Genomic DNA, 16,355 nt, shown 5'->3' with positions numbered 1-16,355 from the left:
CGCCGGGGCCCTTCCGCTGAGGCCTTCCGTTCTGTACCTACTGGTATGTACAGTGCGATCATGAGCACTCCGAAGACCACCGCAGAGCGGCTCGTCGAAGCCACCCGCGAGCTGCTGTGGGAGCGCGGCTACGTGGGCACCAGCCCCAAGGCCGTCCAGCAGGCGGCGGGCGCGGGCCAGGGCAGCATGTACCACCACTTCGCCGGGAAGCCGGACCTGGCGCTCGCGGCGATCCGGCGCACGGCCGACGAGATGGGCGCGGCGGCCGAGGCCGTGCTGGGCGGCGAGGGATCGGCGTACGCGCGGATCGAGGCGTACCTGCTGCGCGAGCGCGAGGTCCTGCGCGGCTGCCCGGTGGGGCGGCTGACCATGGACCCGGAGGTGATCACCCATCCGGAGCTGCGCGCCCCCGTCGAGGAGGTGCTCGGCCGGCTGCGCGGCAGACTCGCCGAGGTGGTCCAGGAGGGCCTGGAAAGCGGCGAGTTGAGGAGTTCGCTCGATCCCGAGGAGATCGCGGCGACGGTCGTGGCGACCGTGCAGGGCGGCTACGTACTGGCCCGCGCCACGGGCTCACGGGCGCCGTTCGACAGCGCCGTACGCGGGCTGCTGACGCTGCTCGCCGCCCGCTGATCCCCCTGCCAAGGAACCGGAGGCCGTTCCGTGCACGCCATGCAGTACGAGATCACTCTGCCCGCCGACTACGACATGGGGATCATCCGCGAGCGGGTCGCGACGCGGGGCCATCTGCTGGACGCCTTCCCGGGACTCGGGCTGAAGGCCTATCTGATCCGGGAGCGGGAGGCCGGATCGCCGGTCGACCAGTACGCGCCGTTCTATCTCTGGGCCACCCCCGAGGGCATGAACTCCTTCCTCTGGGGGCCGGGCTTCCAGGGCATCGTGAACGACTTCGGCCGGCCGGTGGTGCAGCACTGGACGGGCCTGTCGTACGAGGAGGGGCCGGCGGCCGCGTCGGCTCCCGGTACGGCGACGCGCCGCAGGACCCCGCTCGGCGAGGCGGTGCCGCCGGGCGAGGCCGTGGCGGAGGCGGTGGCCCGGCACGCGCGGGAGGCGCGCCGGGACGGTGTGGTCGCCTCGGCCCTGGCCGTGGATCCGCGCCACTGGGAGCTACTCACGTTCACTCTGTGGGCCGACGGAGAAGCGCCCGCCGGCGAGGGCGAGCGCTTCCGGGTCCTGCGTCTCTCGGCCCCCGGTCGCGGAGCGCTGGGGGCCGGACGGCGCCGGTGGTGACGCGGCCTCAGGCCACGGCGACGAGGGTGAGGTACACGATGCCGAGGGCCCGGCGGTAGCCGTCGAGCCAGCTCGACCGCTGGCGGTCGACGCGCTCGCGGTTCTCGGCGGCGAGCGGGTGATCCGGGTGGGCGGCGAGCCAGACCTCGGTGTCGTACCGGTAGCCGGACTCGAACTCCTCCCATTCGTCGGGGCTCGCCGTCTCGATCCACGCCGGCCGGAAGCCCGCCTCGATCGCGAGGTCCACGAGGGCGCCGAGGGAGAGGTGGTCGCCGGTGTGCGCGCCGGGCCACATCCCGGCCAGCTCCTCCTCCGTCGGCGTGTGCTCCCAGAAGCCCTCGCCGAGCACGACCCGGCCGCCGGGGCGGACCAGTCGGCGCAGTTCGCGGAGGGCGACGGCGGGTTCGTGCGGCCCTTCGGGGTCGCAGAGCGCCTGACTCGCCCCGAGGCAGAGGATCGCGTCGACGGGGCCCCGGTCGGTGCCGAGCGCCGACTCCTCGACGAAGAGCACGCGGTCGGCGAGACCGCGCTCCTCGGCGAGCGCCCGGCCGCGGGCCAGGTCCTCGGCGTTGATGTCGATCCCGATCCCCTTGGCGCCCGGGGTGTTCTCCAGGGCGCGGAGGAGCAGCTCGCCCCAGCCGCAACCGATGTCGAGGACATCCGCGGGCTGTTCGGCGGCGAGCCGTTCGATCATGCGGGTGGCGCGGGCCTCGGAGAGGGGCCCGTGGAAGGTGAGGCTGCCGAGGCGTGGGGGAAGACCGGAACCAGAAGTGATCATGAGGCGGAACGCTACGTCGTTCGATCCCCTCCGCCCATCGGTTTTTTGGCCGACAGGGCACTGGAAACGTCACACTCCGGCGCGACGACGTGGTGCGCGACACCGTCCGCGCCGCACACCGCCCCGTCCCGTTCACCACCCCGCCACTCCGGTCCTCCCCGTCATGACTCGGGCCGGTCCGGGGGTCCCTCAGGCGGGCTCCCGGCCGAGGGCGGCCAGTGGGTCGTCGAGCACCGGCTGCCAGGCCAGCTCGGCTGCCCCCACCAGGCTGTTGTGGTCCAGGGTGCAGGGCAGGATCGGGACACCACCGCTGCGGCCCCAGAGGCTGCGGTCGGCGACGACCGCGCGGAGGCGCTCGGGGTCGGCGTCGAGGAGTTCGCGGTGGAGTCCGCCGAGGATGATCCGGTCCGGGTTGAGGATGTTCACCAGACCCGCGAGGCCGAGACCGAGGCGGTCGATCAGCTCCCCGACCGCCACCCGGACACCCGGGTCGTCCCGACTGTTCCGCAGCAGGTCACGGGCCTGCTGGAGCAGGGAGACCTCGGGCCCGGGGTCCCGGCCGGCGACCGTGAGGAAGGCGAGCGGGTCGGTCTCGACGTCGAGGCAGCCGCGGCTGCCGCAGTGGCAGGGGCGCCCCTCCGGATTGACCGTCAGGTGACCGACCTCCAGCGCGAGGCCCGCACTGCCCGTGTGCAGGCGCCCGTCGAGGACGAGCGCGCCGCCGACACCCCGGTGGCCGGTGGCGACGCAGAGGAGGTCGCGGGCACCGCGTCCGGCGCCGTGGCGGTGCTCGGCGAGGGCGGCGAGGTTGACGTCGTTGCCGGTGAAGGCAGGGCCGTCGATCCCGGCGGCCCGTACCCGCTCGGCGAAGATCTCCCGGACCGGCGCACCGGCGGGCCAGGCGAGGTGGAGCGGGTTGAGCGCCGTGCCTTCGGGCTCGGCCACGGCGGAGGGCGCGGCGAGTCCGGCGCCGACGCAGCGGCGGCCGCTCTCCCGGAGCAGTGCGGCTCCCGCGTCGACGACGGCGCCGAGGACCTGGGCCGGGTCGGCGGAGACGGTGACGCAGCCGGGGGCCGTGGCGACGATGGTGCCGCCGAGGCCGACGAGCGCGGCGCGGAAGCCGTCCGCGTGGACCTGTGCGGCGAGGGCGACGGGGCCCTTCTCGTCGACGGCGAGCCGATGGGAGGGACGCCCCTGGGAGCCGGCGGCGGCACCGGGGTTGGAGTCGACGCGGATGAGGCCGAGGGCCTCCAGCTCGGCGGCGACCGCACCGGCGGTGGCCCGCGTGACGCCGAGCTCGGCGGTGAGGACGGCCCGTGTCGGCGCCCTTCCGGTGTGCACCAGCTCCAGCGCGGGGCCGAGCGCGTTGCGCCCCCTGTCCAGCCGTGTCCGGGTCGTCGTCGCCTTGCCGTTCATGGGGTGGAGTCTCCCATGATCGGGAGGTGGGGTGTTCCCTGGACGGGGTGCGGGGTACCCGCCGGCCGGGGCCTGCCCCGGTCCCGTGCGTCGCCGAACGGCCCCACCTCCGGAGCGGGCGGGGGTGGCGGGGCCCGAGGCCGGCTCGGGCGAGGGCTGCGTCCTCGCCCGAGCCAGGGGTGGTGTCAGGTCAGTGGGCGCCGAGGAAGGCGCCCTCCGGGCCCTTCTCCCAGCCCTTCTCCGAACACGAGCCGGTGAAGATCGTCCCGTACACGGACGGGACGCCCGCCACCGCGCAGTGCGAGGCGAAGCCCCCGCTACCGGCGGAGAAGTAACCCGCCCCGACTCCGTCGTTGGCAAGCGCGGCACCGGCGCCGCCCAGCAGAATGCCCACGGCCAGGACAGACGCGGCGAGAGAACGCATGACTACTCCTCAAGATCTCGGGATGACGTGCCAGAAGGTGCTCGTCTGCCGGTCAAACGCCTCTCGAAATGGCGAGACACGGCGTCTCACTCCAATGCCCGGCAGTCGGATTCCGGGGTCACACCGGCGCAGAAACGATGCTCTCCAGTGCCCCGTTGGGGAGCACCCTCACCGCGATGACCTGGCCTTTGTCACCCGAACAGCGTGCACGGCCGTGGGCATCACCGCGCGGCGCGGAGGGTGCGGCTTCATCGGCGCCGCCTTCAGGGGACGGGCGGTCCCGTTCGGGGGACGGGCGGCCACGAGGCCGTCGGCGATCTCGCAGCGCCGGCCGTCGGTCGGCGGCCGCCGATGATCAAGAGCCACCTTCGGCTTCGCCCCGCCCGCTTGATCGAGGCCGGGGCATCCCCCTATCCTGAGTTTGTGCCGCTACTAAACAAAGTACGGACGGCCGCATCGGGGGGCTTCGGCGAAAACACCGCCACCCACTCCCTGTCCCGCCTCCGCATCGCCCTGACCCTCTTCTTCGCCCTCGACGGATTCCTCTTCGCCGGCTGGGTGGTCCGCATCCCCGCCGTCAAGCAGCAGACCGGCGCCTCGGCCGGTGACCTCGGCCTCGCCCTCCTCGGCGTCTCGGCGGGCGCCGTCGTGACCATGACGCTGACCGGGCGCCTCTGCCGCCGCTTCGGCAGCCACGCCGTCACCGTCGCCACCGCCGTCCTGCTCTCCCTCTCGGTCGCCCTTCCGGCGCTCACCCGGTCCCCGTTGGCCCTCGGTCTCGTCCTGCTGGTCTTCGGCGCCGCGTACGGCGGGATCAACGTCGCCATGAACAGCGCGGCCGTCGACCTGGTGACCGCCCTGCGCCGCCCGGTGATGCCGAGCTTCCACGCCGCGTTCAGTCTCGGCGGCATGCTCGGCGCCGGCATCGGCGGACTCCTCGCCGGAAGCCTGTCCCCCGCCGTCCACCTCCTCGGCCTGACGGTCGTCGGCCTGGCCCTGACGGCCGCCGCCGGTCCCGTACTCCTGCGCCACACCGCTCCCGGCCGACCGGAATCCCTCCAGGGAGAGACGGAGAAGTCGCCGAACGCCGGGAAGCCCTCGCGGGCGGCGCGCCGTACGGTCCTCGTCTTCGGCGTGATCGCGCTCTGCACGGCGTACGGCGAAGGGGCACTGGCCGACTGGGGCGCGCTCCACCTCGAACAGGACCTGGGCGCCCACCCGGGCGTGGCCGCCGCCGGCTACTCCGTCTTCGCCCTGACCATGACCGCCGGCCGGCTCTCCGGCACGCTCCTCCTGGAACGGCTCGGCCAGACCCGTACCCTCGTCGCGGGAGGGGCCACGGCCGCCGCCGGAATGCTCCTCGGCGCGCTCGCCCCGACCGTCTGGGCCACGCTCCTCGGCTTCGCGGTGACCGGCCTCGGCCTCGCCAACATCTTCCCCGTCGCCGTCGCCCGCGCGGGCGCGGTCGCGGGCCCCAGCGGGGTGGCGACGGCCTCCACCCTCGGTTACGGGGGCATGCTGCTCGGCCCGCCGTCCATCGGGTTCCTCGCCGACTGGTTCTCCCTGCCGGTGGCGCTCACCACCGTCGCGCTCCTCGCCGCCGGTGCCGCGGCAATGGGCTACTGGGCACGGAACGCGGGCGCCAGACCGGCGAGTTGAGCACGCGCACGCACGCAGGCTGCGAGAATCCGCCCCATGGAAACGATCAACGGGGGCACGATGAAGATCGCAGAGCACATCACGGCGCTGGAGACGGCCGGGCGGGCGCTCGCGGAGGCGGCGGCCGAGGCCGGGCCGGACGCGGAGGTCCCGACCTGTCCGGGGTGGCGGGTCCGGGACCTCCTGCGGCACACGACGACGGTGCACCGCTGGGCCACGGCCTTCGTGGTCGAGGGCCACACCACGTACCACCCGGACGGCGGCGAACCGGCCCTCGACGGCGACGAGTTGCTCGCGTACTACCGGGAGGGCCACGCGGGCCTGGTCGCCGCCCTGCGCGCGGCGCCGGAGACGCTGGAGTGCTGGACCTTCCTCCCCGCACCCTCGCCGCTCGCCTTCTGGGCGCGGCGGCAGGCACACGAGACGATCGTGCACCGCGCGGACGCCGAGTCGGCGCTCGCGACCGGGCCGGGAGCGGTCGAACCGATGTCGGCCGCCGACGGGATCGACGAGCTGCTGTGCGGCTTCCACGGCCGCGAGAGCAGCCGGGTACGTACACCCGGGCCGCGGATCCTGCGGGTGCGGGCCACGGACACCGGCGACGTCTGGACCGTACGCCTGTCGGCCACGGAATCACCCCGGGCGGAACGGGGCACCCAGGCCACGGCGGCGGCGGACGTGGAGTTCAGCGGGACGGCCGGGCGGCTGTACCTGACCCTGTGGAACCGGCTGGCGACCGACGCCGTGACTCTGACCGGAGACGACGAGCTCGCGCGGCTGTGGCGCGAGAACTCGGCGGTCACCTGATCCTGAGATGCGGCCGAGAGCACCGCTCTCGGCTCAGGAGCTGCGGTCCAGCATCCTGATCAGCACCTCGCGCTGGAGCGGCCGCACTTCGGCATGGCGCGCGAGGCCCTTCTCCGTGAGCTTCACCTGGACACCACGCCGGTCCTCGGCGCACATCCCCCGCAGGACCAGGCCGTCCTTCTCCAGGCGCGCGACCGTACGGGACAGCGCGCTCTGGCTGAGGTGGACCCGCCCGGCGAGCTCCTGGACGCGCCAGGAGCCCGGGCCGTCGTCGGCCGCGCCCTCGGCGAGGACGTCGAGGACCTCGAAGTCGCTGGCGCCGAGCCCGTACGGATGGAGGGCCCGGTCGAGCTCACAGGTCGTACGGGCGTGCAGGGCGAGGACGTCACGCCACTCGTCCACGAGCGCGCGTTCGGACTGGTTCGCTGCCATGACCGCACGGTAGCAGAAACGACCCATATTGTTGCACGGGAATTAAATGCGTTTGCATTCAATGCACGCGCATGTACCGTGCTGCGCATGACCTCTCCGCTCACCGCCGCACCCAAGGCCGCCCCGCAGGAACGCTGGAGTCCGCGGCTCTGGGGCACCCTTCTCGTGCTCTGTGCCGCGATGTTCCTCGACGCCCTCGACGTCTCCATGGTCGGCGTCGCCCTGCCCTCGATCGCCACCGATCTCGGCCTCTCCACGGCCACGCTCCAGTGGATCGTCAGCGGCTACATCCTCGGATACGGCGGCCTGCTGCTCCTCGGCGGTCGCGCGGCCGACCTCCTCGGCCGCCGGCGCGTCTTCCTCATCGCCCTCGCCGTCTTCGCGCTCGCCTCGCTCCTCGGCGGACTCGTCGACTCCGGCCCGCTCCTGATCGCCAGCCGGTTCATCAAGGGCCTCAGCGCGGCCTTCACCGCCCCCGCCGGCCTGTCGATCATCACGACCACCTTCAAGGAGGGCCCGGAGCGCAACCGCGCACTGTCGATCTACACCACCTGCGCCGCCACCGGCTTCTCCATGGGCCTCGTCCTGTCCGGCCTGCTCACCGAGCTCAGCTGGCGCTGGACCATGCTCCTGCCCGCCCCCGTCGCCCTGATCGCCCTCGTCTTCGCGCTCCGCCTCATCCCGCACAGCCCCCGCGAGGACTCCTCCGGCGGCTACGACCTGCCGGGCGCCGTCACCGGCACGGCCGCGATGCTGCTCCTCGTCTTCACCGTCGTCCAGGCCCCCGAGGTCGGCTGGACCTCCGCCCGGACCCTGCTGTCCTTCCTCGTGGCCGCCGCACTCCTCGTCACCTTCGTCCTCGTGGAACGGCGGAGCGCGAGCCCGCTCGTACGGCTCGGGGTCCTGCGCTCGGGCTCCCAGGTCCGCGCCCAGCTCGGCGCGGCGGCCTTCTTCGGCTCGTACGTGGCCTTCCAGTTCATCGTGACCCAGTACATGCAGTCCCTGCTCGGCTGGTCCGCGCTCCAGACGGCCCTGGCCTTCCTCCCGGCCGGCGTGCTCGTGGCGCTCTCCTCCACGAAGATCGGCGGAATCGTGGACCGCTTCGGCACGCCCCGGGTGATCGCCGTCGGCTTCACGCTGCTCGTCGTCGCGTACGCGCTGTTCCTGCGGATCTCGCTGACCCCGCAGTACGCGGCGGTGATCCTCCCCTCGATGCTGCTCCTCGGCGCCGCCTGCGCGCTGGTCTTCCCCTCGCTCAACATCCAGGCCACCAACGGCGTGGACGACCGCGAGCAGGGCATGGTCTCCGGACTGCTCAACACCTCGATCCAGGTCGGCGGAGCGCTCTTCCTCGCCGTCATCACCGCCGTCATCACCGCGGACGGGGAGGCGTCGCCGTCTCCCCAGGCGGCGCTGGACAGCTTCCGCCCGGGCCTCGCCGTGGTCACGGTCATCGCCCTGGCCGGACTCCTGATCACCCTGCCGGGTCTCCGGAAGAAGCGACGGACCACCACCGAATCGGTCGTCGTCGCCCGCTCGACGTCCACGGACTCCCCGGAGAAGGTCGCGGTACGCGACTGAGCCGGCCGGCCGGAGGCTGTCACTGACGCGAGTGACGGCCTCCGGCCCTCCGCTCAGCCCAGCCAGCCTGGGCGCACGAGGCCCGACTCGTAGGCGAGGACCACGAGTTGGGCCCGGTCCCGGGCGCCCAGTTTCACCATCGCGCGGCTCACATGGGTCTTCGCGGTGAGCGGGCTGACCACCAGTCGGCGGGCGATCTCCTCGTTCGAGAGGCCGATCCCCACGAGCGCCATCACCTCCCGCTCCCGTTCGGTCAGCGCGCCGAGCGCGGTCGTGCCCGCCGGGGCCTTGGAGCGGGCCGCGAACTCCTCGATCAGCCGCCGCGTCACCCCCGGGGAGAGCAGCGCGTCCCCGTGGACGACCGCCCGCACCGCCCGCAGCAGCTCCTCCGGTTCGGTGTCCTTCACCAGGAAGCCGGAGGCACCCGCGCGGAGCGCCTCGAAGACGTACTCGTCGAGTTCGAAGGTGGTCAGCATCACGACCCGGACCTCGGCGAGGTCCGGGTCGTCCGTGATGCGCCGGGTGGCGTCGAGCCCGTCGATCCCCGGCATCCGGATGTCCATGAGGACGACGTCGGGGCGCAGCGACCGCACCTGCTCCACGGCCTCGCCACCGTCCGCGGCCTCCCCCGCCACCTCGATGTCCGTCTGGGCGTCGAGCAGGGCCCGGAACCCCGCGCGGACCAGCGCCTGGTCGTCGGCGAGCAACACACGGATCACGGGGTCTCCTCGGAACTGAGCGGACTGGCTGGACCGATCGGGAGAACGGCGTGCACGCGGAAGCCGCCGTCCGGCCGGACGGCCGCCTCGATCGTGCCACCGAGCGCGGCGGCCCGCTCCCGCATTCCGGCAAGTCCGTTGCCACTGCCGCCCGCCTCGGTACCGGTGGCCGGGCCGTCGTCGTCGACGCGCAGGTCGAGACGGGCGGGGCCGTGTGCGATCTCCACCCGGGCGGTGCGGGAACCGGAGTGCCGGACCACGTTGGTGAGCGCCTCCTGCACGATCCGGAAGGCGGCGAGGTCGGCGCCGGGAGGCAGGGCCGCGGCGGGCGGGCCGCTCGCCGTGACGGTGACGGTGAGACCGGCGGCGGCGGCCTGCTCGACGAGTTCGGGGAGGCGGCCGAGACCGGGGGCCGGGGCGCGCGGGGCGTCGCCGGGGGTACGGAGCGTGTCGAGGACCTGCCGCACCTCGCCGAGTGCCTCCTTGCTGGCGGCCTTGATGGTGGTCAGCGCGGTGCGGGCCTGCTCGGGGTCGGCGTCGAGCAGGGCCAGGCCGACTCCCGCCTGCACGTTGATCACGGAGATCGAGTGGGCGAGCACGTCGTGGAGTTCGCGGGCGATACGGAGCCGCTCCTCGTCGGCGCGGCGCCGCTCGGCCGCGGCACGCTCGGCCCGCTGCTGCGCCCATTGCTCGCGCCGCACCCGTACGAGCTCGGAGGCGGCGAGCACGGCGACGGCGAAGGCACCCGCGGGCAGCTCCTGCCCCCAGGGCGCGGGGCCGTCGCCGGCCGGGGGCAGCCACCGGTACAGCCAGTGCGAGAGCAGCAGATGGCCCGCCCACAGCAGACCCAGGGCGCACCCGGCGGCGATCCGGTGGCCGTGGACGACGGCGGCGAAGCAGGCCACGGCGATCAGGACGAAGACCGGGCCGTACGGGTAACCGGCCGCCAGATAGGCGAGGGTGACGGCCGTGACGCCGAACACCACGGGAACGGGCCACCGGTGACGGAGCACCAGCGGCGCCGTCCCGAGGAGCAGCAGGGCCCGCCCGAGGGCGTCGAGCGTCTCCCGGTCGGGCTGGTTCCGCGCGGCGAAGCCGGTTCCCGCCATGACGAACACGGCGATCACCAGCGTGGACCGCCACGGCAGCCCGGCCGGGCCCCGCTCGCCGGCCCACCATCCCCACGGCGCCCGGCCAGGGCCTCCGACACCGCGCCAGGCGGTCCGCTCCTCGTCCATACCCGCCACGCTATCCGCGCCCGCCGCACGAGGACGTCGGCCGGGCGGATTGGCCGCCCGTACTCCCACTGGAGTACGCGGGTGGGGCACGGAGGCGGAGTACGGGCGGCAGCGTACGGAGGAGGAGTACGGGAGCGGCGTACGGAGGGGTGTACGGAGCGGGTCCGGGCGGCGGGTCGGGGGCGGCGCGCGCTCAGCCGCGGGGAAGGAGGCCCACGTCCTGGCCCAGGCGGCGGGCGGCCGTCGTGAAGAAGGCGTCGCGGTCCTCGACGAGGCGGTGGAACTGGCCGAAGACCTCGAAGGAGACCAGGCCGAAGAGCTGCGACCAGGCCGCCACCAGGGCGACGACGAGCGCCGGGGGCAGGTCCGGGGCCATGTCGGCGGCGATGCGGACGGCTTCGGGGCGGACGGTGTCCGGGAGCGGGGGGAGCGCGACGCCCTCGTCCTCGTGGGCCTCGCGGGCGATGCCGACGAGGACGAGACCGACGCGGGCGGCGGGGGCGTTGGTGTCCTGGGGTGCGGTGTAGCCGGGGACGGGTGAACCATAGATCAGGGCGTACTCGTGCGGGTGCGCGACGGCCCAGGCGCGGACGGCCCGGCAGACGGCGGTCCAGCGGACGAGCGGACGCTGCCCGGCGGTCTCTCCGGCGGCGCCCTCGGCGGCGGCTCCGACGGCGTCGTAGGCGTCGACGATGAGGGCGGTCAGCAGATCGTCGCGGCTGGGGAAGTACCGGTAGAGCGCGGAGGACACCATGCCCAGCTCACGGGCGACGGCGCGCAACGACAGTTTGGCGGCGCCCTCGGCGGCGAGCTGGGTACGGGCCTCGGCCTTGATGGCCGCGGTGATCTCGACACGTGCGCGGGCGCGGGCTCCTCTAACGGTTGTCATGGTGAGCAGTGTGCCATTCGCAGAGCACCGATCCGAAACGAGAGCACTGCTCTTGCGCGAGAGCGCCGCTCCGCGCAGACTGGAGGCAAGCGAGAGCACTGCTCACGCTTCACATCCACCGCTCCGCAGGAGGAACCCATGTCCGCTCAGCCCGCCGCCCACGTCATGAAGCCCGGCTGGTTCACGGTCAACGTCGTCAACCCCGCCGTCTCGTGGATGACCCGTCGGGGCATCAGCGTCTGGGGCTCCCGTGTCCTCGCGGTCCGCGGCCGCAAGAGCGGCGAATGGCGCCGCACCCCCGTCAACCTCCTGACGGTGGACGGCGCCCAGTACCTGGTGGCCCCGCGCGGCCACGTCCAGTGGACGTACAACATGCGGGCCGCCGGCGGCGGACAGCTGCACCTCGGCAAGCACGCGGAGGGGTTCACCGCCGTGGAGCTGGCCGACGACGACAAGCCCGCGCTCCTGCGCGCCTACCTCAAGCGCTGGAAGGCCGAGGTCGGCGTCTTCTTCGGCGGGGTCGGCCCCGACTCCTCCGACGAGGAACTCCGTGCCATCGCTCCGAAGCACCCCGTCTTCCGCATCACGACGACGGGCCCCGCCGCCTCGGCCGTGTGAACCGGCCGGGGCAGCGGAGCCCGTACGCGTCGATGGCGTCCATGAGGGCGGTGAGGCCGATGACGCCGATGGTCGTGCCGGTGGCGATCCGTCAGATCTGCTCCGCGGTCTCCGAACCCGCCGAAGTCTCCTGTCCGTCCGCTGTCGGCTCCGGCACCGCACCCGACACCGACTCCGCGCCGGACTCGATACCTGTCTCCGACTCGATGCCTGCCTCCGTCTCCGACTCCGCCTCGGAATCGGACTCCGCGCGCTCGCGCGCGCTGACGCCCCGGCCGGCGGGACCGACGCCGGAGGAGGTGTCCATCCGCTTGTCGAGGACGTCCAGCGCCCGTCGGGCCAGGCCGTTCGAGCGGACCATGCCGCCGAGGGTGGCGGAGCCCCGGGTGATGTCGGCGAAGGCGTTCCACGCGGGGCGGAACCCCGTGATCGTGGCGTGCAGCAGCCCCGGGCGCCGCTCGAAGAGCGCGAGCATCCGCCGCCCGACCGCCATCTCCACACCGAGACCGGCCTTGATGGCGAACGCGTAGTTCAGGGCCTGCCGCCGGGCGTCGACCGCGTCGTTCGCCTCCGCGACCCGTACCGCCCACTCCCCCGCGAGCCGCCCCGAGCGGAGCGCGTACGAGATGCCCTCGCGCGTCCACGGCTCCAGGAGCCCGGCCGCGTCGCCACAGACGAGGACCCGGCCGCGGGAGAGCGGCGAGTCGTCGGCGCGGCAGCGCGTCAGGTGCCCGGAGGAGATCGTGGGCTCGAAGCCGGCGAGGCCAAGACGGGCGACGAAGTCCTCCATGTACCGCTTGGTGGCGGCGCCCTCGCCGCGCGCCGAGATGACGCCGACCGTCAGCGTGTCGCCCTTGGGGAAGACCCACCCGTAACTGCCCGGCATCGGACCCCAGTCGATGAGGACGCGGCCCTTCCAGTCCTCGGCCACGGACGGCGGCACCGGGATCTCCGCCTCCAGGCCCAGGTCGACCTGACCGAGCTTCACCCCGACATGCGCTCCTATGCGGCTGGCACTGCCGTCGGCACCGACGACCGCGCGCGCGAGGACGGTCTCGCCGTCGGCCAGGACGACGGCGACGGTCCGCCGGTCCGGCACGGAGGGGCCGTGCTGCTCCACCCGGCTCACCGTGGCGCCGGTGCGCAGCTCCGCGCCCGCCTTCTGCGCGTGCTCGACGAGCTGCGCGTCGAACTCCGGGCGGTTGATGAGCCCGAAGAGCATCCGGCGCGAGCGGCGGGTGCGGGCGAAGCGGCCGTCGAGGGAGAAGGTGACGGCGTGCACCCGGTCCTGGAGAGGCAGTTCGAAGCCGGGCGGGAGGGAGTCCCGGGAGGGGCCGATGATGCCGCCGCCGCAGGTCTTGTACCGGGGCAGCTCCGACTTCTCCAGGAGCAGGACCCGGCGGCCCGCGACCGCCGCCGCGTAGGCCGCGGAGGCGCCGGCCGGGCCCGCGCCGACCACGACCACGTCCCAGACCTCCGCCTCCTCGTGCGCGCCGGTGCCGGCGGCCGTGACGGGCGCGGTGGCCGTGACGTCGGGCGCGGGGGTGACGAGGGGGGTGGCGGTATCGGCGGCGGTGGCGATGTCGTCGGCGGCGGCGTCGACGAACTCGGCGGCGTCGTCAGCGTTGGCGGCGTTCTCGGGACCGGCGTTCTCTGCGTGCTCGCTGCTCACGATGTGCTTCTGCTCCTGATCCGACCGGTGGTCTGCTCTCGACGCATCCTACGGCTCGGTAGCCGGAGCCCCGCGCCGTAGGATCTACGGTGCGTTCGCCGTACCACGACATACGACGAACGCCCTCCCTACGTCGTAACGTCGCACCCACCAGGAGCGTGCCCATGACCGCGAATCCGATCGCCGAGACCGTCCGGTCCCTGATGCCCCGGGCAAAGGCCGAACTCACGGAGCTCGTGGCCTTCGAGTCGGTGGCGGACGAGGCCGTGGCGCCGCGCAGCGAGTGCGAGGCGGCGGCGAACTGGGTCGCGGACGCACTGCGCGCCGAGGACTTCCAGGACGTGGCGCTGCTCGACACGCCCGACGGTTCGCAGGCCGTGTACGGCATCCTGCCGGGCCCGGCGGGCGCGCCGACCGTCCTCCTCTACGCGCACTACGACGTGCAGCCGAAGCTGGACGAGTCCGCCTGGCTCACCCCGCCGTTCGAGCTCACCGAGCGCAACGGCCGCTGGTACGGACGCGGCACGGCCGACTGCAAGGGCGGCTTCGTCCTGCACCTGCTCGCGCTGCGCGCCCTCAAGGCGAACGGCGGCGTCCCGGTGACGGTCAAGGTGATCGTGGAGGGGTCGGAGGAGCAGGGAACCGGTGGTCTGGAGCGGTACGCGGAGCAGCACCCCGAGGTGCTGACCGCCGACACGATCGTCATCGGCGACGCGGGCAACTTCCGCGTGGGCCTGCCGACGGTGACCGCGACGCTGCGCGGCATGACGATGATCCGGGTGCAGATCGACACCCTGGAGGGCAATCTGCACTCCGGTCAGTTCGGCGGCGCCGCGCCGGACGCGCTGGCCGCGCTGATCCGCGTCCTCGACTCGCTGCGGGGCCCCGACGGCTCCACCGTCATCGACGGCCTGCCGGGTGACAAGGCGTGGGAGGGCCTCCAGTACCCGGAGGAGGACTTCCGCAAGGACGCCAAGGTCCTCTCGGGCGTGGCCCTGCCGGGCGCCGGCACCGTCGCGGACCGGATCTGGGCGCGCCCGGCCGTGACCGTCATCGGCATCGACTGCCACCCGGTGGCCGGGGCGACCCCGTCGATCCCCGCGTCGGCCCGCGCCCAGATCAGCCTGCGGGTGCCGCCCGGCCAGGACGCGGTCGAGGCGACGAAGCTGCTCTTCGCACACATCGAGAAGCACACGCCGTGGAACGCCCGGGTGTCCCTGGAGCAGGTCGGCCAGGGCCAGGCCTTCCAGGCGGACACGTCGAGCCCGGCGTACGCGTCGATGGCCGAGGCGATGAAGATCGCGTACCCCGGTCAGGAGATGCAGACGGCGGGCATGGGCGGCTCGATCCCGCTGTGCAACACGCTGGCCTCGCTGTACCCGGAGGCGGAGATCCTGCTGATCGGTCTGAGCGAGCCGGAGGCGCAGATCCACGCGCCCAACGAGTCGGTCTCGCCGGAGGAGCTGGAGCGGCTGTCGGTGGCCGAGGCGCACTTCCTCGTCAACTACGCCCGCTCGAAGCAGGTCTGACGGTCGGACGACTCGGACGGACGGTTCGGATTCAGCCGGACGGTTCGGATTCAGCGCTAGGCGAAGCTCGCCGAGAGCGGACAAACGTACGGCGGACCTGCGGTGATGCGTAGGTTCGCCGTATGGAACTCATCCCGATCACTCCGCGGCTGCATCTCCTCGACTACTCCATCGGCCAGGCCTATCTCTGGCGGGACGAGGAGGAACTGACCCTCGTCGACGCCGGATGGGCGGGTTCGGCGGACGCGACGACGGAGGCCATCCGGGCGGCGGGCCTCGACCCGGACCGGCTCCGGCGGATCGTGCTCACCCACTGTCACCGTGATCACGTGGGCGCGGCCCAGGAGTTGGCGGACCGGCACGGCGCCGAGATCCTCGCCCACCGCCTGGACGCCCCGGTGGTCCGGGGCGAGGCCCCGGTCCCCGAGCCGGACCTGCTGGACTGGGAACTCCCGCTGTACGAGCACGGGCTGACCGTGCCGGTGGCGCCGCCCACCCGGGTGGACCGGGAGGTGGAGGACGGCGAGGAGCTCGGCTTCGGCGACGGCGCGGTGGTCGTGCACACCCCGGGACACACGCCCGGCTCCCTCGCGGTCCATCTCCCCCGGCACGGCGTGCTGTTCACGGGTGACACGGTGGCGTCGGTGCCGGACGTGATGTTCGGCGTCTTCCATGTCGACCGCGCCCTCGCCATGGAGTCGATGCGCCGCTTGGCGAAGCTGGCGCCCTCGGTGCTGTGCTGTGGCCACGGGGCTCCGGTGACCTCGGACACGGCGGCCCGGCTCGCCTCCGCGGCCGGTCTGGAAGCATGATGGCGATCATGGAATCTTCGCCTCGCCCCAGGACCGACCAGGCGCCCGCCGACCCCGCGGCCGCCGACGGCGCCCTCGCCACCCAGCCCATCGGCTACTGGAGCGGCCTCGCGCATGCGGCCGTCACCCGGCACCTGCGGGACGCCATGGCCCGGATCGACGTGACACAGCCGCAGTACTGGGTGCTGAACCGGGTGAACGGCGGTCCCGGGGCGCCGAGCCGCGAGGAGGTCGTCGGCCAGCTGACGCCCCTCGCGGACGGGCCGCACGAGATCGCGCGCGTCGTCGAGCAGTTGCTGCACCGCGGCTGGCTCCGGGCGGACGACGCGCGGCGCCTGCACCTCACCGACGCGGGCGAGGCCGCCCGCGTACGACTCCGTGAGCTGGTGACCGAGGTACGCGCCGAGGTCCACGAGGGCATCAGCGACGAGGAGTACGTGGCCGCCCTGAAGGTCCTGCGCCGGATGGTCGCCAACGTCGAGGGGGACGGGGCCGCTTAGGGCCTGTCCGACCCTGATCCGCCGGACAGGCCC

General features: G+C 73.4%; 17 protein-coding genes. 9 read left to right on the top strand and 8 right to left on the bottom strand.

Features of this window, described 5'->3' with window-relative positions; genetic code table 11:
* Nucleotides 1-45: 45 nt before the first annotated feature.
* A complete protein-coding gene (locus OG357_RS34430; RefSeq protein ID WP_329624835.1) occupies nt 46-630 on the top strand; it encodes a TetR/AcrR family transcriptional regulator in 585 nt (194 codons plus the stop codon).
* A gap of 30 nt (nt 631-660) precedes the next feature.
* The gene (locus OG357_RS34425) at nt 661-1,248 is read left to right on the top strand and encodes a DUF4865 family protein (RefSeq protein ID WP_329624834.1); all 588 of its coding nucleotides are present in this window, start codon (nt 661-663) and stop codon (nt 1,246-1,248) included.
* Between the two features lie 7 nt (nt 1,249-1,255).
* On the opposite strand, the gene OG357_RS34420 is transcribed toward OG357_RS34425, so the two are convergent.
* The 3 genes from OG357_RS34420 to OG357_RS34410 all read right to left on the bottom strand — a co-directional run bounded on the left by OG357_RS34420 (nt 1,256) and on the right by OG357_RS34410 (nt 3,866).
* Nucleotides 1,256-2,026 carry an SAM-dependent methyltransferase gene (locus OG357_RS34420; protein ID WP_329624833.1) on the bottom strand — a complete coding sequence of 257 codons (771 nt, stop codon included), beginning with the start codon at nt 2,024-2,026 and terminating at the stop codon, nt 1,256-1,258.
* Between the two features lie 189 nt (nt 2,027-2,215).
* Nucleotides 2,216-3,442, bottom strand: a complete 1,227-nt coding sequence (locus OG357_RS34415) for an ROK family protein (RefSeq protein ID WP_329624832.1) — start codon at nt 3,440-3,442, stop codon at nt 2,216-2,218.
* Between the two features lie 190 nt (nt 3,443-3,632).
* Entirely contained in the window at nt 3,633-3,866 is a 234-nt protein-coding gene (locus OG357_RS34410; protein WP_329624831.1) for a hypothetical protein, read from the bottom strand.
* Between the two features lie 423 nt (nt 3,867-4,289).
* On the opposite strand from OG357_RS34410, the gene OG357_RS34405 reads away from it, so the two are divergent.
* Nucleotides 4,290-5,525 (top strand): MFS transporter, encoded by a 1,236-nt coding sequence (locus OG357_RS34405; RefSeq protein ID WP_329624830.1) that lies wholly within the window; start codon nt 4,290-4,292, stop codon nt 5,523-5,525.
* A 60-nt stretch (nt 5,526-5,585) separates the two neighbouring features.
* Nucleotides 5,586-6,332, top strand: coding sequence for a maleylpyruvate isomerase family mycothiol-dependent enzyme (locus tag OG357_RS34400; RefSeq protein ID WP_329625784.1), 747 nt, complete (start codon nt 5,586-5,588; stop codon nt 6,330-6,332).
* Nucleotides 6,333-6,365: 33 nt separating this feature from the next.
* Here the strand turns inward: OG357_RS34400 and OG357_RS34395 are convergent, their stop codons facing one another.
* Nucleotides 6,366-6,764 (bottom strand): MarR family winged helix-turn-helix transcriptional regulator, encoded by a 399-nt coding sequence (locus tag OG357_RS34395; protein ID WP_317593492.1) that lies wholly within the window; start codon nt 6,762-6,764, stop codon nt 6,366-6,368.
* A gap of 87 nt (nt 6,765-6,851) precedes the next feature.
* Here OG357_RS34395 and OG357_RS34390 point away from each other — a divergent pair, with 87 nt between their 5' ends.
* Nucleotides 6,852-8,345 carry an MFS transporter gene (locus OG357_RS34390; RefSeq protein ID WP_329624829.1) on the top strand — a complete coding sequence of 498 codons (1,494 nt, stop codon included), beginning with the start codon at nt 6,852-6,854 and terminating at the stop codon, nt 8,343-8,345.
* A 53-nt stretch (nt 8,346-8,398) separates the two neighbouring features.
* On the opposite strand, the gene OG357_RS34385 is transcribed toward OG357_RS34390, so the two are convergent.
* From OG357_RS34385 to OG357_RS34375, 3 genes are all read right to left on the bottom strand, one after another.
* Entirely contained in the window at nt 8,399-9,064 is a 666-nt protein-coding gene (locus tag OG357_RS34385) for a response regulator transcription factor (RefSeq protein WP_329624828.1), read from the bottom strand.
* Entirely contained in the window at nt 9,061-10,302 is a 1,242-nt protein-coding gene (locus OG357_RS34380; protein ID WP_329624827.1) for a sensor histidine kinase, read from the bottom strand. Before OG357_RS34380 ends, OG357_RS34385 begins: the two co-directional genes overlap by 4 nt.
* 193 nt (nt 10,303-10,495) lie before the next feature.
* The gene (locus OG357_RS34375; protein ID WP_329624826.1) at nt 10,496-11,191 is read right to left on the bottom strand and encodes a TetR/AcrR family transcriptional regulator; all 696 of its coding nucleotides are present in this window, start codon (nt 11,189-11,191) and stop codon (nt 10,496-10,498) included.
* A 138-nt stretch (nt 11,192-11,329) separates the two neighbouring features.
* On the opposite strand from OG357_RS34375, the gene OG357_RS34370 reads away from it, so the two are divergent.
* On the top strand, nt 11,330-11,809 hold the full coding sequence (locus tag OG357_RS34370; protein ID WP_329624825.1) for a nitroreductase family deazaflavin-dependent oxidoreductase: 480 nt from the start codon (nt 11,330-11,332) through the stop codon (nt 11,807-11,809).
* 91 nt (nt 11,810-11,900) lie between these two features.
* On the opposite strand, the gene OG357_RS34365 is transcribed toward OG357_RS34370, so the two are convergent.
* Entirely contained in the window at nt 11,901-13,274 is a 1,374-nt protein-coding gene (locus OG357_RS34365) for a geranylgeranyl reductase family protein (RefSeq protein ID WP_329625783.1), read from the bottom strand.
* Nucleotides 13,275-13,645: 371 nt separating this feature from the next.
* On the opposite strand from OG357_RS34365, the gene OG357_RS34360 reads away from it, so the two are divergent.
* The 3 genes from OG357_RS34360 (at nt 13,646) to OG357_RS34350 (ending at nt 16,322) form a co-directional block, all read left to right on the top strand.
* The gene (locus OG357_RS34360; protein ID WP_329624824.1) at nt 13,646-15,010 is read left to right on the top strand and encodes a dipeptidase; all 1,365 of its coding nucleotides are present in this window, start codon (nt 13,646-13,648) and stop codon (nt 15,008-15,010) included.
* A gap of 122 nt (nt 15,011-15,132) precedes the next feature.
* Nucleotides 15,133-15,822, top strand: a complete 690-nt coding sequence (locus OG357_RS34355; RefSeq protein WP_329624823.1) for an MBL fold metallo-hydrolase — start codon at nt 15,133-15,135, stop codon at nt 15,820-15,822.
* An 8-nt stretch (nt 15,823-15,830) separates the two neighbouring features.
* The gene (locus tag OG357_RS34350) at nt 15,831-16,322 is read left to right on the top strand and encodes a MarR family winged helix-turn-helix transcriptional regulator (protein WP_329624822.1); all 492 of its coding nucleotides are present in this window, start codon (nt 15,831-15,833) and stop codon (nt 16,320-16,322) included.
* Nucleotides 16,323-16,355: the final 33 nt, after the last annotated feature.

It is taken from the genome of Streptomyces sp. NBC_01255 (assembly GCF_036226445.1).
Taxonomy (GTDB): Bacteria; Actinomycetota; Actinomycetes; order Streptomycetales; family Streptomycetaceae; genus Streptomyces.
This window is presented reverse-complemented; position numbering and strand designations above follow the sequence as displayed.